Below are 23248 nucleotides of genomic sequence, written 5' to 3' on the forward strand. Positions count from 1 at the left end.
CCGGTGTGGTGCCTGTGCGGGGCGCCACACCTTTCGACTTTGCCCATCGTCTGAAGAAACCCGCCCCATGAAACGACTGCTGCCCCGGCTGCTGCTGACCCCGGCGGTGCTGAGCCTGTTCCTGTGGATGATCGTCCCGCTGGGGATGACGATCTACTTCTCGCTCATCCGCTACAACCTCATGCAGCCCGACCAGACCGGCTTTGCCGGGCTGGAGAACTTCGAGTACTTCCTCACCGATCCCTCCTTCGGGACCGCGGTGATGAACACCCTGCTGCTGCTGGGCAGCGTGATCCTCATCACCACGGTGCTGGGCATTGCTCTGGCCCTGCTGATCGACGCCCCTTTTCCGGGGCGCGGCCTGGTGCGCCTGTTGCTGATCTCCCCGTTTTTCGTCATGCCCACCGTGAACGCCCTGCTGTGGAAGCACATGATGATGAACCCCATCTATGGCGTGCTGGCCCAGGTCTGGCAGTTCTTCGGCGCCACGCCGGTCGACTGGCTGACTGATTACCCGCTGCTGGCCGTGGTCATCATGGTGGCCTGGCAATGGCTGCCCTTTGCCACGCTGATCTTCATGACCGCGTTGCAGAGCATGAACCGCGAGCAGATCGAGGCGGCCCGCATGGACGGCGCCAACTACCTGCAGCAGTTGCGTTACCTCTACCTGCCGCACCTGGGGCGCTCGGTGGCCGTGGTGGTGATGATCGAGCTGATTTTTCTGCTCAGCGTGTTTGCCGAGATCTACACCACCACCGGGGGCGGGCCAGGCGATGCCAGCACCAATGTGGCCTTCCTGATCTTCAAGCAGGCCCTGCTCAATTTCGATGCCGGCGTGGCCTCGGCCGGCGCGCTGTTCGCCGTGGTGCTGGCCAACATCGCCGCTGCTTTCATGATCCGCCTGGTTGGCAAGAACCTCGACAAGTGAGCCCAGCATGTCGCGATCCACTTCTTTTTCGCCCGCGCTGATGCTGCGCACCCTGGTGGCCTGGGGCATCACCCTGCTGCTGTTTTTTCCCTTGGGGTGGCTGGTACTGACCGCCTTCAAGACCGAGATGCAGGCCATTGCCGTGCCACCGCTGCTGGCGTTCAGCCCCACGCTGGACAACTTCCGTGAGGTGCAGCTGCGCAGCGACTACCTGCTGTATGCCAGCAACTCGGCCATCACCAGCGTCCTGTCCACCCTGTTGGGCCTGGCCATCGCGGCGCCGGCCGCCTATTCGATGGCTTTCTTCAAGAGCGCCCGCACCAAGGACCTCCTGATGTGGATGCTGTCCACCAAGATGATGCCTGCCGTGGGCGCCCTGGTGCCGGTGTACGTGATGGCCCAGCACAGCGGGCTGCTCGACACCCGGCTGGGCCTGGTGATTCTCTTCACCCTGTCCAACCTGCCCATCATGGTGTGGATGCTGTACTCGCACTTCAAGGACATCCCGCACGAGATCCTGGAGGCTGCCCGCATGGATGGCGCCACCCTGTGGCAGGAGCTGCGCCTGGTGCTGCTGCCCCTGGGCCTGGGTGGGCTGGCGTCAACCGGCCTGCTGTGCCTGGTGCTGTCGTGGAACGAGGCCTTCTGGAGCCTCAACCTCAGCTCGGCCAAGGCGGGCACGCTGGCCACGCTGATTGCCAGCTATTCCAGCCCTGAAGGCCTGTTCTGGGCCAAGTTGTCGGCCGCTTCGCTGCTGGCCATCGCGCCCATCGTCGTGTTTGGCTGGTTCAGCCAGAAGCAGCTGGTGCAGGGCCTGACCTTCGGCGCCGTCAAGTAAACCCTTTCAAGAGATTTCCCCATGGCCTATCTGCAACTGCATGGCATTGAAAAATTCTTTGGCGAGCACCGCGCCATCAAGGGCATCGACCTGCACATTGAGCAGGGCGAGTTCATCGTTTTCGTCGGCCCCTCGGGATGCGGCAAATCCACCTTGCTGCGCCTGATCGCGGGCCTGGAGAGCAGCGACGGCGGCCGCCTGATGCTGGATGGGCGCGACATCACCGAGCAGCCCTCCAGCAAGCGCGATCTGGCCATGGTGTTCCAGAGCTACGCGCTGTACCCGCACATGAGCGTGTTCGAGAACATGAGCTTTGCCCTCAAGCTGGCCAAGGCCGACCCCGCCGTGATTCGCGACAAAGTGGAGCGTGCGGCCCACATCCTCAACCTGGGACCCTACCTGCAGCGCACCCCCAAGGAGCTCTCGGGCGGCCAGCGCCAGCGCGTGGCGATCGGCCGCGCCATCGTGCGTGCGCCCAAGGTGTTCTTGTTCGATGAGCCGCTGTCCAACCTCGACGCGGCCCTGCGTGGCCAGACCCGGGTCGAGATCGCCAAGCTGCATCGCGAGCTGGGGGCCACCACCATCTACGTCACTCACGATCAGGTCGAGGCCATGACCCTGGCCGACCGGGTGGTGGTGCTGCGCGACGGGCAGATCGAGCAGGTCGGCACCCCGCTGGAGCTGTACGACCGCCCCGCCAACCAGTTCGTGGCCCAGTTCATCGGTACGCCGCAAATGAACGTGGTGGCCGCTCAACTGCTGCCGGCCCAGCCGGGCTGGGACCTGCCTGCGGGCGGCTCGGTGGGGCTGCGCCCCGAGCACCTGACCCTGTGCCCGCCGGGCCAGGGCCCGTTGCGCGGCCGGGTGGAACTGCTGGAGGCCCTGGGGGCTGAGACCTTGATCTATGTCGGTACCCCCGAAGGTGCCCAGCTGGTGGCCCGCCAGAACAGCCGCAGCGCCCTGAAGGCGGGCGATGAGGTGGGCTTGCAGATCGATTTCGATGCGGCCCACCTTTTTGACGCCCAGGGCCGCATCACCCGCACTGGCCTGGCCCGCGAAGCCCTGAGCCATTGACTGATCCCAGACCGACCCATTCCTTTTTTCCCATGGCCGACCACGACACCCCTTTCCTCATGCTCCACCTGGGGCTGGGCTCATTCCACCGCGCCCATCAGGCCGTCTACCTGCATCAGTTGCAGCAACTCGGCGACCGCCGCTGGGCCCTGGCTGCCGGCAACCTGCGCCCCGACATGGCTGACACGATCGAGGCCCTGCAGGCCCAGCACGGCGCCTACACCCTGGAGACCGTGAGCCCGCAAGGCGAGCGGGTGTATCAGCGCATCACGGCTTTGCAGACCGTGGTGCCGTACGACCCGGCACTCAGCGGGCTGATCCGGCTTGGGAGCGACGCGCGCACCGGCATCATCTCCTTCACCGTCACCGAGGCGGGCTACTACCTCGACTCGGCCAACCGGCTGGAGCTGGCCCAGGCCGATTTGCAGGCCGACCTGCTGGCCGCCCGGCAGGGCCGGGCCGGCAGCACGATCTACGGCGCCTTGTGCGCCATCCTGCGTGAGCGCATGCGCCTGGGAGGCGGCCCGGTGACCCTGCTGAACTGCGACAACCTGCGCCACAACGGCGACCGCTCCCGCAGCGGGCTGCTTCAGTTCATCGAGCAGCTGGGTGACACCGCCTTGTCGGGCTGGGTGCAGCGCCACACCAGCAGCCCCAACGCCATGGTCGACCGCATCACGCCGCGACCCACGCCCGCGGTGCGTGAGCGCGTGGCTGCCGCCACCGGTGTGGACGACCCGGCGGCCCTGATGGGCGAAAGCTTCATCCAGTGGGTGATCGAAGACCGCTTTGTGGCGGGGCGGCCCGAATGGGAGCGGGTAGGGGTCGAGATGGTGGGCTCGGTCCAGGCCCATGAAGAGGCCAAGATCCGCCTGCTCAATGCCACCCACAGCTGCATCGCCTGGGCCGGTACCCTGCTGGGCCTGACCTGCATCCACGAGGGCACACTGCACCCGGTGATCCGCCGCCTGGCCTACGACTACGTCACCGACGATGTGATCCCGGTGCTCGACACCCCCGAGCACCCCAGCCCCATCGACCTGGCCCGCTACCGCGATGTGGTGCTGGAGCGTTTCGGCAACCCGGCCATCGCCGACACCAACCAGCGCGTGGCCATGGATGGCTTCTCGAAGATCCCGGGCTTCATCGTGCCCACGGTGCGCGAGCGGCTGGCCGCAGGGGCCAGCATCCGCAGCGTGGCGGTGCTGCCGGCCCTGTTCCTGGCCTACCTGCAGCGCTGGCATCAGGGGCGCATTCACTACGTCTACCAGGACCAGGCGATGGACCCGGCCCAGGCCCACACCGTCTGCGAGGCGGCCGACCCGGTACGGGCGTTCGCCGCCCTGCCCACGTTGTGGGGCGACCTGGCCGGCGACCGCCGCCTGGTGGCCGCCCTGCGCGAAGCCAGCCAGCGCGTCACCCAATTCATCGAGGAGCAAAAGGCATGAGCGAGCGACTGAAGCACAAGCACGCCCTGTTGACCGGGGCCGCCGGCGGCATCGGCCTGGCGGTGGCCGGGGCCTACCTGGCCCAAGGGGCGCACTGCACCGTGGCCGACATCGGGGCCCAGCCCACGCCCGAGTTGGCGGCCCTGATGCAGCGCCACCCCGAGGCCCTGCACTACCAGCAGGCCGATGTGACCCGGCTGGCCCAGATCGACACCCTGATCGAGCAGGCCCGCAGCCGCTACGGGGCCATCACCACCTTGTTCAACAACGCGGCCATTTTTGACATGGCCCCCTTGCTCGACAGTCATGAGGCCATGTACGACCGGATCTTTGCGGTCAATGTGAAGGGCGCCTTCTTTGTGATGCAGAAGGTGCTGGCCCACATGGTGGCCGAGGGCGTGCAGGGCGGCGCAGTCATCAACATGGCCTCGCAGGCCGGGCGCCGGGGCGAGGCCCTGGTGTCGCACTACTGCGCCAGCAAGGCTGCCGTCATCAGCTACACCCAGAGTGCCGCCCTGGCCATGGCACCGCACGGCATCCGGGTCAACGGGATTTCGCCCGGCGTGATCGACACCCCCATGTGGCAGCATGTCGATGCCCTGTTCGCCCGCTACGAGCACCTGGCCCCGGGCGAAAAGAAAAAGCAGGTGGGCGCCGCCGTGCCTCTGGGGCACATGGGCCAGCCCACCGACCTGTGCGGGGCCGCCGTGTTCCTGGCCAGCGACGAGGCGGCTTACATCACGGCCCAGACCCTCAACGTCGATGGCGGTAATGTGATGTCCTGAGCCTTGTCCTGAGTCCGTCCTGTTCCGAGTCCACCCTGCTGCGCCGCCATGTCCACCAAACCCCGCCAGCTCAAGCCCGAGCTTGAACACGACTACAGCCGCCCGACCGAGCTGGGCTACGAGGCGCCCGATGAGGTCGGGCTGATCCGCTGCCTGTCGCACGGCTTTCCCACGCCGCTGGCCCGTTGGCACTACCACGACGAATACGAGCTGCACCTGATCACCGCCACCACCGGCAAGGCCTTTGTGGGGGACTGGATCGGCCAGTTCCAGCCCGGCCACCTGGTGCTGACCGGGCCGCGCCTGCCGCACAACTGGGTGAGCGTCGATGTGCCCGAGGGCGGTGTGCCGCAGCGCGATCTGGTGATCCAGTTCCGCCATGAGCCCATCGAGCAGGGCAGCCAGCAGATTCCGGAGCTGCGTGAGCTGCTGCCCCTGCTGGAGCGGGCCCGCCATGGCATCGAGTTCTTCGGCCTGCAGCAGCAGGCGACCGAGCACTGGCACCGCATCAAGCGCCTGCAGGGCCTGGCGCGGTTTGCCGCCTTCTGTGATTTCATGGCCGAGTTGGGGCGCTGCACCGACTTCAGGCTGCTGTCGAGCGCCCGGCTGCAGAGCGAGGACAACGACGCCCAGCTCGACCAGATCAATGCCATCCTGATGCGCATCACCGACCGCCTCAGCGAGCCGGTGTCGGCCACCGAACTGGCGGCAGAGCTGGACATGAGCGAGAGCCGCTTCTCGCGCTTCTTCCGCCGCGCCACCGGCAACACCTTCACCGACTTCGTCAGCCATGTGCGGGTGAATCGCGCCTGCCAGTTGCTGATGGAGTCGGATCGTCTCATCACCCACATTGCCTATGAAGTGGGTTTCAACAACATGGCCAACTTCAACCGGCGCTTTCTCGACATCAAGGGCATGACCCCCAGCGAGTACCGGCGCCAGGTGGACAAGCGCTTTGGCCTCAAGACCTGAAAGGCTGTGCCCATGTACCTCGGAATCGATCTCGGCACCTCGGGTGTCAAGGCCTGCCTGCTCGACCCTGAGCTGGGGATGATGGCCAGTGCCGACGCGGCCCTGACCTTGCAACAGCCCCGCGAGGGCTGGAGCGAGCAGGCCCCGCAGGCCTGGTGGAAGGCGGTGGAGCAGGCGCTGCAGCGCCTGCGCGCCCAGGCCCCGGCAGCCTGGGGCAGCGTGCGGGCGTTGGGCCTGTCGGGCCAGATGCATGGTGCCGTGCTGCTCGACGCCCAGGACCGGGTGCTGCGCCCGGCCATTCTGTGGAACGACGGCCGCAGCGAAGCCGAATGTGCCGAACTGGAGGCCCTGGCCCCTGGGCTGCACACGGTGGCCGGCAACCTGGCCATGCCGGGCTTCACCGCACCCAAATTGCTGTGGCTGCGCCGCCATGAGCCGGCGCTGTTCGAGCGCACGCGCCGCGTGTTGCTGCCCAAGGACTGGCTGCGCCTGCAGATGACGGGCGAGGCCGTCAGCGAGATGTCCGACGCCTCGGGCACGCTGTGGCTGGATGTGGGGCGGCGCTGCTGGAGCGAGCCCTTGCTGGCGGCCTGTGGCCTGGGCCTGTCGCACATGCCTCGGCTGGTCGAGGGCGATCAGGTGTCGGGCCTGCTGCGGCCCGTGCTGGCCGAGCGCTGGGGCCTGCCGGCCGGTGTGCGGGTGGCGGGGGGCGGGGGCGACAACGCCGCCAGCGCCATCGGTGTGGGGGCGGTTCGGGCGGGGCAGGGGCTGGTGTCGCTGGGCACCTCAGGCGTGGTGTTCCGCGTCTGCGACGCGTTCCGGCCCCTCACGGATCAGGCCGTGCACACCTTTGCCCATGCTCTGGCGGGGCGCTGGCACCAGATGTCGGTGATGCTCAGCGCCGCCAGTGCCCTGAGTTGGCTGCGGCGCCTGACCGGCGTGGCCGATGAGGCCGAACTGAGCCGCCTGGCAGGTCGCTTGAGCCTGGCTGAGCGGGCCGAGGCGCCCTTGTTTCTGCCCTACCTCGGGGGCGAGCGCACCCCTCACAACAATCCTCAGGCCAGTGGCGTGTTCTTGGGCCTGCGCAGCCGCCACGGGCCGGCGGATCTGGCCTGGTCGGTGATGGAGGGGGTGGGCTTCGGCCTGCTTGACGGTCTGCAGGCGATGGGCCCGTCGCCCAGTCAAGCGCCAGCGGCCTTCTCGCTGGTGGGGGGCGGGGCGCGCAGCGATGTCTGGGCCGGTCTGCTGGCCAGCGGCCTGGGCTGCCCCTTGCTGCGGCCCGTCGGGGCCGATGCAGCGGCGGCCCTGGGCGCGGCACGCCTGGCCTGGCTGGCCGATGGCGGCGACGAAGCCACCGTGTGCCAGGCCCTGCCCACCCAGGCCTGTTTCGAGCCTGAGCCCGAGCTGCAGGCGCTGCTGCAGGCGCGCCATCCACGTTTTCGAGCCGCCTACCCGGCGCTGCAGGCCCTGTTTTGAGCCTTTTCCTGACCCCTGTGACGGACCCCGCTTCCGAACCCATTGCCCGACTGCCATGACCGAATCCCCTTTGCCACTGCGCGTGGCTGTTGCCGGCGAAGCCTTGATTGACCTGGTGGGCCTGGCCGACGGCCACTACCAACCCTGTCTGGGCGGGGCGGTGTACAACCTGGCCCGCGCCCTGGCCTGCCAGAGCGTGGGCACGCTGTACCTGAACCCGTTTTCACGTGACCGCTTTGGCCGTGAACTGCAGGCCCAGTTGTTGCGCGATGGCGTGCGTCTCGCGCAAGCCGAGCCCGTGCCCCAGGCCACCTCGCTGGCCTTGGTGGGGCTCAATGCCGACGGGCACCCTGATTACGCCTTCTACCGTGAGGGCGTGGCCGACCGGCAGGTCAGTGCGCAGGGGCTGGCCCAGGCCCTGCGGCCTCATGACAGCCTGGAGCTGGTCTGCACCGGCGGCCTGGCGCTGGATGCCCGCGATGCGGGCATCTACCTGCCCTGGCTGCAAGCCCAGCGTGCGGCCGGGCGCGGTGTGGTGGTGGACGCCAACCTGAGACCCTCGGTGATGCCGGACCTGCAGGCCTACCGACAGCATGTGCTGGCGGTGCTGGCCCAGGCCCACATCGTGAAGGTCAGTGACGAAGACTTGCTGCACCTGGCGCTGCCCGGCGACACGGCACTGGAGCGTGCAGTGCACTTGCAGCGCCAATCGGGCTGCCCTTGGCTGCTGCTGACCCTGGGGGCCGAGGGGGCCTGTCTGTTGACCGGGCCGGGGGCGGCCTGGCAGGCGCGTGAGACCGATGCCTTGACAGTGGTCGATACTGTGGGGGCGGGCGACAGCTTTCTGGCGGGCCTGCTGGCGGCCTTGCTGCAGCGCTTGCCTTCACCGCTGGAGGCGTCGAACTGGGCCGACCGCCTGCAGCGCTTGTCGGGCGACGATGCGCAGGCCCTGCTCGGCCATGCCCTGGCCTGTGCCAGCCTGTGCGTGCAGCAGCGCGGCTGTGTGCCGCCACACTGGGCCGAGGCCCAGGCCTGGCGGGCGCAGCACAGCTTGCAGTCCCGGGCCTTGGCGCTGCCGCACTGAGCGCTCAAGCCCCGGCCACCGCGGCGCTCACAGGTTGGTAGCCGCCAGCACCTCGTTCAGGTCGGTCAGGCCGTGCAGCATCTTGTCGATGCCGTCCTGGCGCAGGGTCTTCATGCCGGCGGCCAGGGCGCTCTGGCGCAGCTCGCTGCCGCTGGCGCGGTGGCGGATCTGGCCGCGGATGGTGTCATTGCTCAGCATCAGCTCGTGCAGCCCCAGCCGGCCCTGGTAGCCATGGTGCTCGCAGTGCGGGCAGCCGGCTTCGTGGGCGCGGTACAGCATCAGGCCTTGTGGCCCCCGGCCGTGGGTGTGTTGCCATTGCTCGACCTGGTGCTGAACATCTTCAGCGCTGGGTTGGGCCACACCATCGCAGGCGCTGAGCAGGTACTGACGGGCCAGGCCCTGCAGTGCCTCGGTGGTGGCGGGCTGGGCTTCGCGGCAATGCGGGCACAGCCGGCGCACCAGGCGCTGGGCCAGGATGGCCAGCAGCGAGTCGGAGAAGTTGAAGGGGTCGAGCCCGATCTCCAGCAGACGCCCGACGCTTTCGGGGGCCGAGTTGGTGTGCAGGGTGGACAACACCAGGTGGCCGGTGAGCGAGGCCTCGATTGCGATGCGGGCGGTCTCCTCGTCGCGCATCTCGCCGATCATGATCACGTCGGGGTCGGCACGCAAAAAGGTGCGCATGGCGGCGGCAAAGGTCCAGCCGATGCGCGGGTTGATCTGCACCTGACGCAGGCCCTCCTGGGTGATCTCGACCGGGTCTTCTGCGGTCCAGATCTTGCGGTCCTCGGTGTTGATGTCGCGGATCAGCGAGTGCAGGGTGGTGGTCTTGCCGCAGCCCGTGGGGCCGCAGACCAGGATCAGGCCGTAGCTTTTCTGGGCCATGGCGCGCAGGGCCAGCAGGTTGTCGGGGTTCAGGCCGATGCTGTCCAGCGGAAGCGGGCGGTGGCTGCCCAACAGGCGCAGCACCACGTCCTCCAGGCCCTGCGAGGTGGGCACGGTGACCATGCGCATCTCCAGGCGTGAGTTGCCAAAGCGCGAGAAGTCGATCTTGCCGTCCTGCGGCTTGCGGTGCTCCGAGATGTCCAGCCCGGCCATGATCTTGAGCCGGGTGACGAGTGCGAAACGCCAGTGGCAGGGCACTTCGAGGTAGTTGATCAGGCGGCCATCCACGCGCAGCCGGATGCGCACCGGTGCCGGTGCGGGCTGCATCTCGATGTGGATGTCCGAGGCCCGGTGGGCCTGGGCCTCGCTGATCAGGGTGTTGATCAGGCGCACCAGGGTGTTGTCCGATTCGCTGACCTGGGTCGGGTCGACGTGGGTTTCCACGTCGCCGGCAGGCGCCAGTTCACTGGCCAGCGCGTGCGCGTCGAGCACCTTGGGGGCGTCCGCCGTGGCCGGGGTGCCCGTTGGTCCGGTGGTGCCGGTCCGACGCGGATAGAAGCGCGCGATGGTGGGCTGCAAGGTACCGGGGGCGGCCAGGGCCGGCAGCAGGCGGTGCTGGGTCAGGAAGCGCAGCTCATCGAGCAGGCGCTGATCCCAGGGGTCGGCCATCAGCAGCACCAGCACCTCGTCTTCGAGCAGCAGCGGCAGCACGGATTCACGCTCGGCCACATGGTGGGGCACCAGGGCCAGTGCGGCGGGGTCGGGTGAGAGCTGGCGCGGGTCGATCACGGGGCTGCCCAGCCAGGCCGCAATGGCGGCCTGCAATTGCGCCTCGCTCAGAATGCCGTTGCGCACCAGAATCTGGCCGAGCAGGGTCCTGTCCTGGTGTTCACCCGCGGGGGCGTTGTGCCGTTGCTTTTGCTGGTGGGCCAGGGCGCTTTCGATGGTGGCGCGTCCGACCAGCCCGCTTTGCTGCAGGGCCTCACCCAGGTGCCGGGCCCGGCTCAGGGTGGGGTGGTGGGCATGCAGGCCGTCCCAGAGTTCGCGGCTGGTCGCGGGGCGCAGAGGTGGGTTCAAAGCGGTGGCTGGCGGTGCAGTCATGAAGGCGCGATCAAAAAAAGGACTTGGTGGGTTTCAGGTCCTGGCCCTTCTTGCTGGGGCCCTGTCACCTGATCGCGTCCTTCCCGGGCCCTGTGCAGCACAGGGTCAGCGCGTGATGTAACTATATGTTAAAGCTTGTGTGAGCCTGGGTGTGTTATCAGACCTCGGCAGGCAGGGGCATGGCGACTTCGCCGGCCCCCACTGTGCTCACGGCCTGCTCGTGCGGCCCGGTGCCGTCAGGGGGCGAGGCTCGAAAATGACCTGCATGACGATCTCCAGTGAGTGAATGGCGTCTCAAAGACTGGGGGGCAATGACTTCATTGAAAGCAGATAATTTCGCATCAAGGTTCCTGAAAATACAGAGCTTTCGTCATGAGCGCCTCTTTCAATTACAAGCACCTGTATTACTTCTGGGTGGTCGCCAAGGAGGGCGGTATCTCCAAGGCGGCCGAGCGGTTGGGCATGGCGGTGCAGACCATCAGTGCCCAGGTCCGAGAGCTGGAGCGTTCGTTGGGCTATGCGCTGCTCAAGCCGGCCGGGCGAGGGCTGGTGCTGACCGATGCGGGCATGGCCGCCATGCAGCAGGCGGACCAGATCTTCCAGCTCGGCGAGAGCCTGCCCACCCGCGTGCGCGATGCGGTCAGCGCGCCCATGGTGCGGCTGGCCGTGGGGATTTGTGACGGCTTGTCCAAGCTGGTGGTGCGCAGCCTCTTGAACCCGATCATGGAGGTCACGCACCTGCGCCTGCTGTGCCATGAAGGCGAACTGGACGACCTGCTCGGTGAATTGGCGCTGCACCGGCTCGATGTGGTGCTGTCCGACCGGCCGGCACCCGTCAATCCGAACATCAAGCTCTACAGCCACCTCATGGGCACCTCGTCGATCGCCTGGTATGGCACGGCGGCCATGGCCCAGTCTTGCAGCCGCCACTTCCCGGCCAGCCTGGCCGATGTGCCGGTGCTGCTGCCCACGGGCCACACGGCCTTGCGGGCCCGCCTGGATCAGTGGTTCGAGCAGCAGGGGGTGCGGCCCCGGGTGGTCGGTGAGTTCGAGGACAGTGCGCTGCTGAAGACCTTCGGCGCCAGTGGCATGGGGGTGTTTCCGGCTTCCGAGCTGGCGCATGAGGATCTGCAGTCCCACTACCCGGTGCGCCGCATTGGCCCTTGCGAGGGGGTGACCGAGCATTTCTATGCCATTGGCACCGAGCGCAAGGTGCAGCACCCCATCGTGCAGCGGCTGCTGCAGGCGGCGGCCTGAGGCCGGGCTCTCAGGCGGTCTGCTGGATCCCGGCCAGCACCCAGCCGCCGGCGCCTGCCAGGGGCTTGCTCAGGTTCCAGACCTCGTCGAACACCTCATCGTCGATGCCCGCGCCGTAGCGGATGAAGCCGGTGAAGCGGACGCTCACCAGGTAGCGCGGGGGTTCTTGCGCCACGTCGAGCACCTGGGCCTCGAGTTGCAGGACTTCACCGCGTTGCGGGGCTGCGCCACGCTCTCCGAATTCCTGTTGCAATTGGGCCAGCATCTCCGGCGTGGTGAACTCGCGCAGGGCGTCAAGCTGGCCGCTGTCATAGGCCGCCTGGAGCCGGACGAAGTTGGACTTGGCATGGTGCTCGAAGCCCGCCCGATCGAAGTCCGCCGGAATCGCGGCTTGTTGAGCCACCGGTTGCAGGGCCGAGCCGATGAGCGAGCCGGACCCGGTGCCCAGTGGGCTGGATGGCGTCGCAACTTTGTAGGCGTTCTGCGGCTGCGTGGCTTGAGGCGCGGTGGCGTAGGGCGCACCGGGGCCGACCCCTGGGGCGACTTGAGGACCGATGGCGGCCGGCATCAGGCCTGGAGCCGCTTGGCCAGTGCCCGGGCTGCCCTGGGCGCGCCGGCGCAGCACGAAGCCGATCACGGCCATGACGGCGACGGCCAGCAAGCCCATCATCATCATGGAGGCCAACTGCTCGCCAAAGCCGAAGTGCGAGGCCAAGGCCGCCAGGCCCAGGCCGGCGGCGAGGCCGGCCAGCGGCCCGGCCCAGGAGGGCTTGCGGGCCGCGGCCGTGCCCGCAACAGCGGCCGGCACGGCCGCTGTTGCGGGCGTCGCGCTGGGGCTGGCCTGGGCGGCCGGGCTGGACGGGGCCTTGTTCTGCACCGCTTCGCGTTGGGTGCCGACGGACTTGCCGCCGCCCATGCGTTTGGCGGCCTCGGCGTCCATGGAGGCGGTCGCCAGGCCCAGCGACAGCACCACGGCCAGTGCGGTTAAGAGTTTCTTCATGGTCTGCTCCTGGATGAAAAATGATCCTGGGCGCAGCGTAAGCAGGAAGACGCTCAAAAAAAAGCTGGGTTTAGTGGATCCTCATTCCTAAAAAACCTGAATCAAATCCGGTGTGGCGCAGCCCGTTGGCGGCTGGCCGGGCGCCATCGATGGGCGGCGCGGTGTCAGAGCGCCAGCTCGTACTCCACCGTGATCGGTGCGTGGTCGCTGAACTTCTCGCCCTTGTAGATGGCCTCGGTGCGCGCGGTCTCGGCGATGGCGGGGGTGGCCAGGTGATAGTCCAGGCGCCAGCCCACGTTCTTGGCGTAGGCCTGGCCGCGGTTGCTCCACCAGGTGTAGCAGGCCTCGGTGGTGTCGGGCTGCAGGCGGCGGTAGACGTCGACCACGCCATCGGCCAGCAACTGGGTCATCCAGGCGCGTTCTTCGGGCAGAAAACCACTGTTCTTCTGGTTGCCCTTCCAGTTTTTCAGGTCGGCCTGCTGATGGGCAATGTTGATGTCGCCGCACAGCACGAAGTCGCGCTGTTGCTTCAGGGCCATCAAGTGCGGGTGCATCAGCGCCAGGAAGCGGAACTTGGCCTGCTGGCGCTCCTCGCCCGAAGAGCCGCTGGGGAAGTAGCTGCTGATGACCGAGAACTTGCGCTGGGGGGTGTCAAAGCGCAATTCGACATAGCGACCTTCGGCATCGAACTCGCCGCCATCGAAGCCGACCACCACGTCGCTGGGCGCGTGACGGGTGTAGACGCCCACGCCTGAATAACCCTTTTTCTCGGCCAGATGAAAGTACCCCTTGAGCTGCGCCAGCTCTTCGAAGCGGCCGGCCAGATCGGGGGCCTGGGCCTTGATCTCCTGCACACAAATACAATCCGGCTGGGTGGCCGCAATCCAGGCTTCGACGCCCTTGGTGGTGGCCGAACGGATGCCGTTGAGATTGAGGCTGGTTAATTTGAACAAGGAATTCCCCATGGTGGTTGAGAGCGTGCAAGGGTCTGGTCAAGACCTGCTGGCCCAGGATTTTGTGCAGTTTGCGGTGGATGCAGGGGTGCTGCGCTTTGGTGAATTCAAGACCAAGGCGGGCCGCCTGAGCCCCTACTTCTTCAATGCCGGGCTGTTTGACGATGGCGCCAAGCTGGGCCGTCTGGCCGAATTCTATGCAAAACGGATCCTGGAAAGCGGCATCGAGTTCGACATGATTTTTGGCCCGGCCTACAAAGGCATTCCACTGGCCGCGGCGGTCGCGATCGAGCTGGCCCGCCTGGGCCGCAACGTGCCCTTTGCCTACAACCGCAAAGAGGCCAAGGACCATGGCGAGGGCGGCACCCTGGTGGGCGCGCCGTTGAAGGGGCGGGTGCTGATCGTGGACGATGTGATGTCGGCCGGGACTGCCGCGCGCGAGTCGATTGCCATCATCCAGGCGGCCGGGGCCCAACCCCATGCCGTGGCCCTGGCCCTGGACCGTCAGGAGAAAGCCACCGAAAACGGGCAGGACGTGCCTTACAGCGCTGTGCAATATGTCCGGGATCGGCTGGGTTTGCAGGTTTGTGCCATCGCCAGGCTGGCGGACTTGTTACAGTATCTGCAACAAACCGGGCAGGGTGGTTCGGCGGCAGATCACGAGCGTGTTCTGGCCTATCGCCAACGCTACGGAGTCAGCGAAGGATAAAGAGTGACGATCAGGGTTTGGGCCGTGATGGGCTTGCTGGCAGTCCACAGTGGACTGCAGCTTGCCCATGCCCAAGCCATCTTCACCTGCGTGGACGGCAAGGGCCGTCGCATCACCTCAGACCGGCCCATTCCCGAGTGCCTGGACCGCGAGCAACGCGAGCTCAACCCCAGCGGGACCGTCAAACGCCAGATTCCCCCCAGCCAGACCGCTCAGGAGCGTGCCTCAGAGGAGGCTCGCCAACGCCAGGCCGAAGAGGAGCAGGCGCGGGTCCTGGAAGAAAAGCGCCGCGACCGCGCCCTGCTGGCGCGCTACCCCGACCGGGCTTCGCACGACGCGGAGCGTGGCGAGTCGCTGAAGCAGGTTGACGAGGTGGTGGTGTTGGCGCAGCGTCGCATCGATGATCTCAAGGCCCAGCGCAAGGCCATTGACACCGAGTTCGAGTTTTACCGCCACGACCCGAGCAAAGCACCTTTGGCGCTGCGCATGCGGCGCCAGGACAACCTGGCGACCGAGCAGGCGCAACTGCGTTTCATCGAGGAGCAGGCGCAGGAGAAAAAACGCATCAATCAGCGTTTTGACCGCGAGCTGACGCGCCTGACCCTGCTCTGGGGTGGCGCCCGCTGAGCGCACCCGGGGCCGTGCGGGCCCCGGTGCTGACACAGGCGTAGGCGCTCGCTCTGGCCTCAGGCCAGTTTGCTCTTGAGCAGTTCGTTGACCTGGCCCGGGTTGGCCTTGCCCTTGCTGGCCTTCATCACCTGGCCCACCAGGGCGTTGAAAGCCTTGTCCTTGCCGGCCTTGTACTGCGCCACGTTGTCGGCGTTGGCGGCAATCACCTCGTCGATGATCTTCTCGAGCGCGCCCGAGTCGTTCATCTGCTTGAGGCCCTTGGCTTCGATCACGGCGTCGACTTCGCTGGCCTCGCCACTCCAGAGCGCTTCAAACACTTGCTTGCCGGCGTTGTTGGAGATGGTGCCATCGGCAATGCGGGCGACCAGTGCCGCCAACTGGGCCGCGCTCACGGCAGCGGTCTCGATGCTGGCTTCGCCGCTGTTGAGGCGGCGCGACAGCTCGCCCATCACCCAGTTGCTGACCAGTTTGGGCTGGCCGCTGGCCTTGGCCGCCGACTCGAAGTAGGCCGCCATGGCCTTGCTCTGGGTCAGGGTGGTGGCGTCGTACTCGGGCAGGCCGTAATCGGCCACGAAGCGGGCGGCCATGGTGCGCGGCAGCTCGGTCATGGCCGCCTTCACGCGCTGCACCCATTCGTCGGCGATCACCAGTGGGGGCAGGTCGGGGTCCGGGAAGTAGCGGTAATCGGCTGCGTCTTCCTTGGTGCGCATGGCGCGGGTTTCGCCGGTGTCGGGATCGAACAGCACGGTGGCCTGCTGGATGGCATGGCCGTCTTCGATCTGGTCGATCTGCCAGCGCACCTCGTAGTCGATGGCTTGCTGCATGAACTTGAAGCTGTTCAGGTTCTTGATCTCGCGGCGGGTGCCCAGGGGCTGGCCGGGTTTGCGCACCGACACGTTGGCGTCGCAGCGAAAGCTGCCTTCCTGCATGTTGCCGTCGCAGATGCCGATCCAGGTGACGATCTTGTGCAGCTCTTTGGCGTAGGCCACGGCTTCGTCGCTGGAGCGCATGTCAGGCTCGGTCACGATCTCCAGCAGCGGCGTGCCGGCACGGTTCAGGTCGATGCCCGACTGACCGATGAAGTCTTCGTGCAGCGACTTGCCGGCGTCTTCTTCAAGGTGGGCGCGTACCAGACGCACCGTCTTCTTCTCGTCACCGAGGAAGAACTCGACCTGGCCGCCGACCACCACCGGGATCTCGAACTGGCTGATCTGGTAGCCCTTGGGCAGGTCCGGGTAGAAGTAGTTCTTGCGCGCGAAGATGCTTTTGGGCGAGATGTGCGAGCCGATCGCCAGGCCGAACTCGATGGCGCGTTCGACGGCGCCCTTGTTCATCACCGGCAGCGTGCCGGGCAGGGCCAGGTCCACGGCGCAGGCCTGGGTGTTGGGTTCGGCACCAAAGGCCGTGGGCGCTCGGCTGAAGATCTTGCTCTGGGTGGAGAGCTGGGCATGGGTTTCGAAGCCGATCACGACTTCGTAGCCGTGCACGAGTTTGGGTTGACTGCTCATGATCAGATGCTCTCCGGACGGCGGAGGTGGAAGTCAGTGGCTTGCTGGAAGCGGTGGGCGGCGTTCAGCAGACGGGTTTCGCCGAAGTAGTTGCCGATCAGCTGCAGGCCCACGGGCATGCCGCCTTCGCCGAAGCCGGCCGGCAGGCTCATGCCGGGCAGGCCGGCCAGCGAGCCGGGCAGGGTGAAGATGTCGGCCAGGTAGTTGGCCACCGGGTCGGCTGATTTCTCGCCCAGCTTCCAGGCCACGGTGGGGGCCACCGGGCCGGCGATCACGTCGCATTGCTTGAAGGCCTGCTGGAAGTCATCGGCAATCATGCGGCGGATCTTCTGCGCCTGCAGGTAGTAGGCGTCGTAGTAACCGTGCGACAGCACATAGGCACCGATCATGATGCGGCGCTTGACCTCGTCGCCAAAGCCTTCGGCGCGGGTCTTCTTGTACATGTCGGTCAGGTCGCCGTAGTCCTTGGCGCGGTGGCCGAACTTCACGCCGTCAAAGCGGCTCAGGTTCGAGCTGGCCTCGGCAGGGGCGATGATGTAGTAGACCGGGATGGACAGTTCGGTGCGCGGCAGGCTGATCGGCACCAGGGTGGCGCCCAGCTTCTCATACTCTTTCAGGGCGGCGTCGACGGCGGCACGCACATCAGGGGCCAGGCCTTCGCCAAAGAACTCGGCCGGCACGCCAATGCGCAGGCCTTCGATCGAGTCGTTCAGACCACGCGAAAAGTCTTCGGCCGGCACGTCGAGCGAGGTCGAGTCGCGGTCCGGGTCGGGGCCGCAGATCGCCGACAGCAGCAGGGCGCAGTCTTCGGCGCTGCGGGCCATGGGGCCGGCCTGGTCCAGGCTGGAGGCGAAGGCGATCATGCCGTAGCGTGAGGCCCGGCCATAGGTGGGCTTGATGCCGGTGATGCCGCAGAAACTGGCGGGCTGGCGGATCGAGCCGCCGGTGTCGGTGCCGGTCACGGCCGGGGCCAGGCGGGCCGCCACGGCCGCGGCGCTGCCACCCGACGAGCCGCCGGGCACGCGGTTGCGGTCCCAGGGGTTGCGCACCGGGGCGGGCTGCTCGAAGCCCAGCGGGGCGATGGCCGAGTTCTCATTGGCCGAACCCATGGCGAACTCGTCACAGTTGAGCTTGCCCAGGGTCACCGCGCCAGCATCGGCCAGCCGTGTGACCACGGTGGCGTCAAACGGCGACTGGTAGCCCGCCAGCATCTTGGAGCCGGCGGTGCTGGGGAAACTCTTTGTAACAAAAATATCTTTGTGTGCAATCGGCACACCGTCCAGGGCGCGGGCCTGGCCGGCCGCAATCCGCTCATCGGCGGCCCGGGCCTGGGCCAGGGTGGCCTCTTCGTTCAGGGCGACAAAAGCCCCGAGTTCAGGTGCGGCCTGGATGCGGCCGAGAAAATGCTGGGCCGCCTCGACGGCGGAAACTTCACGCTTCTGAAGCTGGCGGGCCAGTTCGGCCACGCTGAGGTCATGCAATGCAGGGGAGGTCATTCGAACGATTCCTTACTCGATCACCTTGGGCACCAGGAACAGGCCCCGCTCGACGGCGGGCGCGCTTTGCTGGTTGGCCTCGCGCTGGTTGGGCTCGCTGGCGATGTCGTCACGCAGGCGCAGCGCCACCTCCTGGATGGCGGCCACCGGGTGAGCCAGGGGCTCCAGACCGGTGGTGTCGACAGCGCGCATTTTTTCGACGATGTCAAAGAAACCATTGAGCTGGGTGAGCATGCGCTCGCTTTCGGCAGGTTGAAGTTCCAGCCGGGCCAGGTTGGCGATCCGGGCTATGTCCTGAGAGGTGAGGGCCATAGAGTTTGAGCGGGTGGTATCTGAAAAAAGCCGCTGTCGCAGCGGTGTTCCGAGGAGGTCGGAGGAAGTTATTCACAGGGGATCGGGTATTATCCCGTCTTTGTCGCGTTACCCCCCAAAGTGCTGGTAATTGAGCTAAAAACCGCTCATTTTGACCCCTGGTGACCCTGTAACTGACCCCGAAAATTGAGGCGACGGCGGGCCGAAGCGCATGCCGTGCCTGAGAGGATTTTGAATGTTTGGAGCCTTCCGTCGGTATTTCTCCACCGACCTTGCCATTGACCTTGGCACTGCCAACACCCTGATCTTTGCCCGCGACAAGGGCATCGTGCTGGACGAACCCTCTGTGGTCGCCATCCGCCATGAAGGCGGCCCGCACGGCAAGAAGGTCATCCAGGCCGTGGGCCGTGAGGCCAAGGCCATGCTGGGCAAGGTGCCTGGCAACATCGAGGCCATCCGCCCCATGAAAGACGGCGTGATCGCCGATTTCGTGATCACCGAGCAGATGATCAAGCAGTTCATCAAGATGGTGCACCCGCGCACGTTGCTGGCCCCCAGCCCGCGCATCATCATCTGCGTGCCCTGTGGCTCCACCCAGGTTGAGCGTCGCGCCATCAAGGACGCGGCCGAGGCCGCAGGTGCCACCGCGGTGTACCTGATCGAAGAACCCATGGCGGCCGGCATCGGCGCCGGCCTGCCGGTGTCCGAAGCCAGCGGCTCGATGGTGGTGGACATTGGTGGCGGTACCACCGAAGTCGGCGTGATCTCGCTGGGCGGCATGGTCTACAAGGGCTCGGTCCGCGTGGGCGGCGACAAGTTCGACGAGGCCATCATCAATTACATCCGCCGCAACTACGGCATGCTGATCGGCGAGCCTACCGCTGAAGCCATCAAGAAGCAGATCGGTTCGGCCTTCCCGGGCTCTGAAGTGCGCGAGATGGAAGTCAAGGGCCGCAACCTCAGCGAAGGCGTGCCGCGCAGCTTCACCATCTCCAGCAACGAAGTGCTGGAGGCGCTGACCGACCCGCTCAACCAGATCGTCTCGGCCGTCAAGAACGCGCTGGAACAAACCCCGCCCGAACTGGGCGCCGACATTGCCGACCGCGGCATGATGCTGACCGGCGGTGGTGCTTTGCTGCGCGACCTGGACCGCCTGCTGGCCGAGGAAACCGGCCTGCCGGTGCTGGTCGCCGAAGACCCGCTGACCTGCGTGGTGCGCGGTTGCGGCATCGCGCTGGAGCGCATGGACCGTCTGGGCAGCATCTTCACGAGCGAATAACACCACCATGTCCGCACCAAGCCGGTTCGTCGTTCAGGCGGCCGGCTTTTTGCGATTCTGGTGACACCTGGGTCTAGCCGAACATGCCTCTGGGAACCCTGGACCGCAACGCGCCGTCGCTTTTCCGGCAAGGGCCAACACCGCTGACCCGGCTGTTGTTCTTCAGCGCCTTGTCGGTGTTTCTGATGGTGGCCGATGCGCGCTTTCACCTGACGCACCCTCTGCGGGCGGCGGTCGACACGGCCTTGTACCCGCTGCAATGGGTGGCCTTGCAACCGGTGCGGGCAAGCCAATCGGCGGCTGAGTACTTCGAGTCGCTGAATTCGGCACAGGCGATCGAAGAAGAGGCCCGCCGCAAGCTGGCCTTGCAGTCGCAGCGCGCCAACCAGGTCGAGCAACTGCAGCAGGAGAACACCCGCCTGCGCGAGCTGCTGGGGCTGCATGAGCGATTCAAATCCGAGGCCCAGGCGGCCGAGGTGCTGTACGACGCGCCCGACCCCTACACCCGCCGCGTCATCATCGACCGCGGGCAGCTCAAGGGCGTGGCGCTGGGCTCACCGGTGATCGACGAGGCCGGGGTGCTGGGCCAGGTGACACGGGTCGACCCGCTGCTGGCCGAGGTGACCCTGGTGATCGACCGCGATTTCGCGATTCCTGTGCTCAACACCCGCACCGGCGCGCGCAGCGTGGCCTATGGCGACCCGATCGCCAACGGTGGCGGCCTGGAGCTGCGCTACATGCCTGCCAATGCGGATGTGCAGGCCGGCGATCTGCTGTCCACCAGCGGGGTCGACGGCGTCTACCCGCCCGGCCTGCCGGTGGCCCGGGTGGACAAGGTGGAGCGCCGGGCCGATTCGGCCTTTGCGCGCATCCATTGCGTGCCCCTGGGCCTGGTGATGGCGTCGCGTCACGTGATGGTGCTGAGCCCCCTGGGCGACCAGGTGCCGCCGCGGCCGCAGCCCGAACCCGCCGCACCGCAGCGCAAGGGAGGCCGCAAATGATGGGCAAAGCGAGCGGCCAGCAGCTTTTGCTGCCAGCCAATCCGGTCTTCATCTGGACCTCCGTGGTGGTGGGCCTGCTGGTCAACCTGCTGCCGCTGGGCCGCATGCCGGGCATGCCCGATGTGCTGCTGCTGTTGCTGATGTTCTGGTCGGTGCATCAGCCCCAGCGGGTGGGCATTGGCGCGGGTTTTGTGCTGGGCCTGGTCATGGACGTGCACCAGTCGGCGCTGCTGGGGCAGCATGCCCTGGTCTATGCCGGCTTGAGTTACCTGGCCACGCAGATGCAGCGCCGCCTGCTGTGGTTCAGTGTGCCGTCGCAGGCGCTGCAGTTGCTGCCATTGTTCCTGGGCGCGCACCTGGTCGAGTTGGCTTTGCGGGTGCTGCTGGGCGGCATCTTTCCGGGTTTCTGGTTCCTGCTGGCGGGCACGCTCGAGGCCTTGCTGTGGCCGCTGGCGTCCTGGGTGCTGCTGGCGCCTCAACGGCGTCCGCCGGATCGCGATGAAAACCGGCCGCTATGACCGAGCTGCGCAACGTCGAGGTCGACCTGTGGCGCTTCCGCACCCGTGTGGTGGCGGCGGGCGCGGTGGTGTTGATTTGTTTCTCTTTGCTGGTGGCCCGCCTGATCTACCTGCAGGTGGTGCGTCACGAGGACCTGGCCGAGCAGGCTGAGAACAACCGCACCGCGGTGGTGCCCATCGTGCCCAACCGCGGCCTGATCGTGGACCGCAATGGCGTGGTGCTGGCCACCAATTACTCGGCCTACACGCTGGAGATCACGCCCTCCAAGGCCGGCCCGCTGGACGAGGTGATCGATGGCCTGGCCACCGTGGTCGACATCCAGGCCCGCGACCGGCGTCGCTTCAAGAAGCTGGTCGAAGAGTCCAAGAGCTTCGAGTCGCTGCCCATCCGCACCCGGCTGTCAGACGAAGAGGTGGCTCGCTTTGCCGCCCAGCGCTTCCGCTTTCCGGGCGTCGAGATCAAGGCCCGGCTGTTTCGCAACTACCCCTATGGGCCGCTGGCCAGCCACGTGATCGGCTACATCGGCCGCGTCAACCAAAGGGAAAAGGAAGACATCCAGGATTCGGACGACGAAGCCAACTACCGAGGCACCGAGTACATCGGCAAGCTGGGCGTGGAGCAGAGCTTCGAGCGGCAGTTGCATGGCATCACCGGTGTCGAGCAGATGGAGACCTCGGCCGGTGGCCGCGCCGTGCGGCGCCTGGCCAGCCACCCGGCCACACCGGGCAACACCGTGATGCTGTCGATCGACATCAAGCTGCAGAAGCTGGTCGAAGACCTGTTCGGCGAGCGCCGGGGTGCCCTGGTGGCACTGGACCCCAAGACCGGCGAGGTGCTGGCCTTTGTCAGCAAGCCCACTTTCGACCCCAACCTGTTCGTGGACGGCATCGACCAGGAGAATTGGCAGGCCCTCAACGAGTCACCCGACAAGCCCCTGTTGAACCGGGCCTTGCGTGGCACCTACCCGCCAGGCTCCACCTACAAGCCCTTCATGGCCCTGGCCGCGCTGGAGACGGGCAAGCGCACGCCCCAGCAGACGATCTACGACCCGGGCTATTTCATGTTCGGCAACCACCGCTTCCGCGATGACAAGGAAGGCGGCCATGGCACGGTGGACATGTACAAGTCGATCGTGCAGTCGTGCGACACCTATTACTACATGCTGGCCAACGACATGGGCGTGGACCTGATCCACGACGAGATGCAGAAGTTCGGCTTTGGTGCGCTCACCGGCATCGACATCTTTGGTGAGGTGCGCGGCATCCTGCCCTCCACCGATTGGAAGCGCAACGCCTACAAGCGTCCTGAGCAGAAGCGTTGGTACTCGGGCGAGACCATCTCGCTGGGCATTGGCCAGGGCTACAACAACTTCACCATGCTGCAACTGGCCACGGCCACCGGCGTGCTGGCCAACAATGGCGTCAAGATGAAGCCGCACCTGGTCCGCCAGGTGACCGATGTGGTGACGCGCCAGTCGCAAGACACCCAGCAGGAAATCAAGGCCGAGCTGACCGCCAAGCCCGCCAACATCGCTGTCATTCGCAATGCGCTGGTGGGTGTGAACACCGAGGGCACCGGGGCCACGGCCTTCCGGGGCGCTGGCTATGTGGCCGCCGGCAAGACCGGCACCGCCCAGGTGGTGACGGTCAAGCAAAACGAAAAATACGACGCCGCCAAGCTGTCCGAGCGCTACCGCGATCACGCGCTGTACATGGCCTTTGCACCGGCCCAGGACCCGCAGATCGCCCTGGCCATGGTGGTCGAGAACGCGGGCTGGGGTGGGGCCACGGCAGCGCCCATCGCACGCCGGGTGTTCGACTACTGGCTGATGCAGCAATACCCCAGCGAGCCGGACCTGGCCGCCGTGCAGGCCGGCCAGGCCCAGACCCCGATAGGCACCCCGCGCAAGGTGTCGGAAGTGCCCGGGTTGCCCGATCTGTCGCAGGGCCAACTGCCGGCGCGCGGCAGCAGCCGTTGACGCACCGAGCGGGCGGCG

The 23248-nt window shown here is 66.6% G+C and carries 21 protein-coding genes; 15 read left to right on the top strand and 6 right to left on the bottom strand.

The genetic code is table 11. The annotated features are described in order from the left end of the window. The first annotated feature begins 67 nt into the window (after positions 1–67). The 8 genes from AC07VS_RS25645 to AC07VS_RS25680 are packed head-to-tail and all read left to right on the top strand — an operon-like array spanning position 68 to position 8605. On the top strand, positions 68–928 hold the full coding sequence (locus tag AC07VS_RS25645; protein ID WP_492350093.1) for a carbohydrate ABC transporter permease: 861 nt from the start codon (positions 68–70) through the stop codon (positions 926–928). A gap of 7 nt (positions 929–935) precedes the next feature. Then, positions 936–1766, top strand: coding sequence for a carbohydrate ABC transporter permease (locus AC07VS_RS25650; protein ID WP_492350092.1), 831 nt, complete (start codon positions 936–938; stop codon positions 1764–1766). 21 nt (positions 1767–1787) lie between these two features. After that, positions 1788–2840, top strand: coding sequence for an ABC transporter ATP-binding protein (locus tag AC07VS_RS25655; RefSeq protein ID WP_494752384.1), 1053 nt, complete (start codon positions 1788–1790; stop codon positions 2838–2840). A gap of 32 nt (positions 2841–2872) precedes the next feature. Then, positions 2873–4288 carry a D-arabinitol 4-dehydrogenase gene (gene dalD / locus AC07VS_RS25660; protein WP_494658479.1) on the top strand — a complete coding sequence of 472 codons (1416 nt, stop codon included), beginning with the start codon at positions 2873–2875 and terminating at the stop codon, positions 4286–4288. Next, positions 4285–5073 carry an L-iditol 2-dehydrogenase gene (locus AC07VS_RS25665; RefSeq protein WP_494752385.1) on the top strand — a complete coding sequence of 263 codons (789 nt, stop codon included), beginning with the start codon at positions 4285–4287 and terminating at the stop codon, positions 5071–5073. Before dalD ends, AC07VS_RS25665 begins: the two co-directional genes overlap by 4 nt. A 48-nt stretch (positions 5074–5121) precedes the next feature. Then, on the top strand, positions 5122–6045 hold the full coding sequence (locus AC07VS_RS25670) for an AraC family transcriptional regulator (RefSeq protein WP_492350088.1): 924 nt from the start codon (positions 5122–5124) through the stop codon (positions 6043–6045). 12 nt (positions 6046–6057) lie between these two features. Further along, entirely contained in the window at positions 6058–7521 is a 1464-nt protein-coding gene (xylB, locus tag AC07VS_RS25675; RefSeq protein ID WP_494752386.1) for a xylulokinase, read from the top strand. Positions 7522–7576: 55 nt separating this feature from the next. Further along, positions 7577–8605, top strand: a complete 1029-nt coding sequence (locus AC07VS_RS25680) for a PfkB family carbohydrate kinase (protein WP_492350086.1) — start codon at positions 7577–7579, stop codon at positions 8603–8605. Between the two features lie 27 nt (positions 8606–8632). On the opposite strand, the gene AC07VS_RS25685 is transcribed toward AC07VS_RS25680, so the two are convergent. Then, positions 8633–10588 carry a GspE/PulE family protein gene (locus tag AC07VS_RS25685; protein WP_492350085.1) on the bottom strand — a complete coding sequence of 652 codons (1956 nt, stop codon included), beginning with the start codon at positions 10586–10588 and terminating at the stop codon, positions 8633–8635. Between the two features lie 372 nt (positions 10589–10960). Here AC07VS_RS25685 and AC07VS_RS25690 point away from each other — a divergent pair, with 372 nt between their 5' ends. Then, positions 10961–11845, top strand: a complete 885-nt coding sequence (locus AC07VS_RS25690; protein ID WP_492350084.1) for a LysR family transcriptional regulator — start codon at positions 10961–10963, stop codon at positions 11843–11845. 10 nt (positions 11846–11855) lie between these two features. On the opposite strand, the gene AC07VS_RS25695 is transcribed toward AC07VS_RS25690, so the two are convergent. Together AC07VS_RS25695 and AC07VS_RS25700 are read right to left on the bottom strand one after the other, a co-directional pair. Further along, complete coding sequence (locus AC07VS_RS25695) at positions 11856–12845, bottom strand: Tim44 domain-containing protein (RefSeq protein ID WP_494752387.1); 990 nt, start codon at positions 12843–12845, stop codon at positions 11856–11858. 164 nt (positions 12846–13009) lie between these two features. Beyond that, entirely contained in the window at positions 13010–13798 is a 789-nt protein-coding gene (locus AC07VS_RS25700) for an exodeoxyribonuclease III (RefSeq protein WP_492350082.1), read from the bottom strand. Positions 13799–13808: 10 nt separating this feature from the next. On the opposite strand from AC07VS_RS25700, the gene pyrE reads away from it, so the two are divergent. Next, a complete protein-coding gene (gene pyrE / locus AC07VS_RS25705; protein ID WP_492350081.1) occupies positions 13809–14507 on the top strand; it encodes an orotate phosphoribosyltransferase in 699 nt (232 codons plus the stop codon). Between the two features lie 3 nt (positions 14508–14510). After that, positions 14511–15134, top strand: coding sequence for a DUF4124 domain-containing protein (locus AC07VS_RS25710; RefSeq protein WP_494752388.1), 624 nt, complete (start codon positions 14511–14513; stop codon positions 15132–15134). Positions 15135–15193: 59 nt separating this feature from the next. On the opposite strand, the gene gatB is transcribed toward AC07VS_RS25710, so the two are convergent. From gatB to gatC, 3 genes are read right to left on the bottom strand one after another with little or no spacing between them, the layout of a single operon-like run. Further along, entirely contained in the window at positions 15194–16645 is a 1452-nt protein-coding gene (gatB, locus tag AC07VS_RS25715; protein ID WP_494752389.1) for an Asp-tRNA(Asn)/Glu-tRNA(Gln) amidotransferase subunit GatB, read from the bottom strand. Positions 16646–16647: 2 nt separating this feature from the next. Further along, positions 16648–18141: an Asp-tRNA(Asn)/Glu-tRNA(Gln) amidotransferase subunit GatA gene (gatA, locus tag AC07VS_RS25720; protein WP_492350078.1), complete on the bottom strand. Its 1494-nt coding sequence runs from the start codon at positions 18139–18141 to the stop codon at positions 16648–16650. Positions 18142–18153: 12 nt separating this feature from the next. After that, entirely contained in the window at positions 18154–18453 is a 300-nt protein-coding gene (gene gatC, locus AC07VS_RS25725) for an Asp-tRNA(Asn)/Glu-tRNA(Gln) amidotransferase subunit GatC (protein ID WP_019577859.1), read from the bottom strand. 235 nt (positions 18454–18688) lie between these two features. On the opposite strand from gatC, the gene AC07VS_RS25730 reads away from it, so the two are divergent. The 4 genes from AC07VS_RS25730 to mrdA all read left to right on the top strand — a co-directional run bounded on the left by AC07VS_RS25730 (position 18689) and on the right by mrdA (position 23230). Then, complete coding sequence (locus AC07VS_RS25730) at positions 18689–19732, top strand: rod shape-determining protein (protein ID WP_019577858.1); 1044 nt, start codon at positions 18689–18691, stop codon at positions 19730–19732. An 83-nt stretch (positions 19733–19815) separates the two neighbouring features. Further along, entirely contained in the window at positions 19816–20733 is a 918-nt protein-coding gene (gene mreC / locus AC07VS_RS25735) for a rod shape-determining protein MreC (protein ID WP_492350077.1), read from the top strand. Next, positions 20730–21251, top strand: coding sequence for a rod shape-determining protein MreD (mreD, locus tag AC07VS_RS25740; RefSeq protein WP_492350076.1), 522 nt, complete (start codon positions 20730–20732; stop codon positions 21249–21251). The genes mreC and mreD overlap by 4 nt, the downstream gene beginning before the upstream one ends. Next, the gene (mrdA, locus tag AC07VS_RS25745; protein ID WP_492350075.1) at positions 21248–23230 is read left to right on the top strand and encodes a penicillin-binding protein 2; all 1983 of its coding nucleotides are present in this window, start codon (positions 21248–21250) and stop codon (positions 23228–23230) included. Before mreD ends, mrdA begins: the two co-directional genes overlap by 4 nt. Positions 23231–23248: the final 18 nt, after the last annotated feature.

The sequence above is a fragment of the Curvibacter sp. GW821-FHT01G03 genome (assembly GCF_059422285.1).

Coding starts and splice junctions, on each gene's coding strand:
- AC07VS_RS25645 (WP_492350093.1), top strand. CDS start 68: ATGAAACGACTGCTGCCCCGGCTGCTGCTGACCCCGGCGGTGCTGAGC.
- AC07VS_RS25650 (WP_492350092.1), top strand. CDS start 936: ATGTCGCGATCCACTTCTTTTTCGCCCGCGCTGATGCTGCGCACCCTG.
- AC07VS_RS25655 (WP_494752384.1), top strand. CDS start 1,788: ATGGCCTATCTGCAACTGCATGGCATTGAAAAATTCTTTGGCGAGCAC.
- dalD (WP_494658479.1), top strand. CDS start 2,873: ATGGCCGACCACGACACCCCTTTCCTCATGCTCCACCTGGGGCTGGGC.
- AC07VS_RS25665 (WP_494752385.1), top strand. CDS start 4,285: ATGAGCGAGCGACTGAAGCACAAGCACGCCCTGTTGACCGGGGCCGCC.
- AC07VS_RS25670 (WP_492350088.1), top strand. CDS start 5,122: ATGTCCACCAAACCCCGCCAGCTCAAGCCCGAGCTTGAACACGACTAC.
- xylB (WP_494752386.1), top strand. CDS start 6,058: ATGTACCTCGGAATCGATCTCGGCACCTCGGGTGTCAAGGCCTGCCTG.
- AC07VS_RS25680 (WP_492350086.1), top strand. CDS start 7,577: ATGACCGAATCCCCTTTGCCACTGCGCGTGGCTGTTGCCGGCGAAGCC.
- AC07VS_RS25685 (WP_492350085.1), bottom strand. CDS start 10,588: ATGACTGCACCGCCAGCCACCGCTTTGAACCCACCTCTGCGCCCCGCG.
- AC07VS_RS25690 (WP_492350084.1), top strand. CDS start 10,961: ATGAGCGCCTCTTTCAATTACAAGCACCTGTATTACTTCTGGGTGGTC.
- AC07VS_RS25695 (WP_494752387.1), bottom strand. CDS start 12,845: ATGAAGAAACTCTTAACCGCACTGGCCGTGGTGCTGTCGCTGGGCCTG.
- pyrE (WP_492350081.1), top strand. CDS start 13,809: ATGGTGGTTGAGAGCGTGCAAGGGTCTGGTCAAGACCTGCTGGCCCAG.
- gatB (WP_494752389.1), bottom strand. CDS start 16,645: ATGAGCAGTCAACCCAAACTCGTGCACGGCTACGAAGTCGTGATCGGC.
- gatA (WP_492350078.1), bottom strand. CDS start 18,141: ATGACCTCCCCTGCATTGCATGACCTCAGCGTGGCCGAACTGGCCCGC.
- gatC (WP_019577859.1), bottom strand. CDS start 18,453: ATGGCCCTCACCTCTCAGGACATAGCCCGGATCGCCAACCTGGCCCGG.
- AC07VS_RS25730 (WP_019577858.1), top strand. CDS start 18,689: ATGTTTGGAGCCTTCCGTCGGTATTTCTCCACCGACCTTGCCATTGAC.
- mreC (WP_492350077.1), top strand. CDS start 19,816: ATGCCTCTGGGAACCCTGGACCGCAACGCGCCGTCGCTTTTCCGGCAA.
- mreD (WP_492350076.1), top strand. CDS start 20,730: ATGATGGGCAAAGCGAGCGGCCAGCAGCTTTTGCTGCCAGCCAATCCG.
- mrdA (WP_492350075.1), top strand. CDS start 21,248: ATGACCGAGCTGCGCAACGTCGAGGTCGACCTGTGGCGCTTCCGCACC.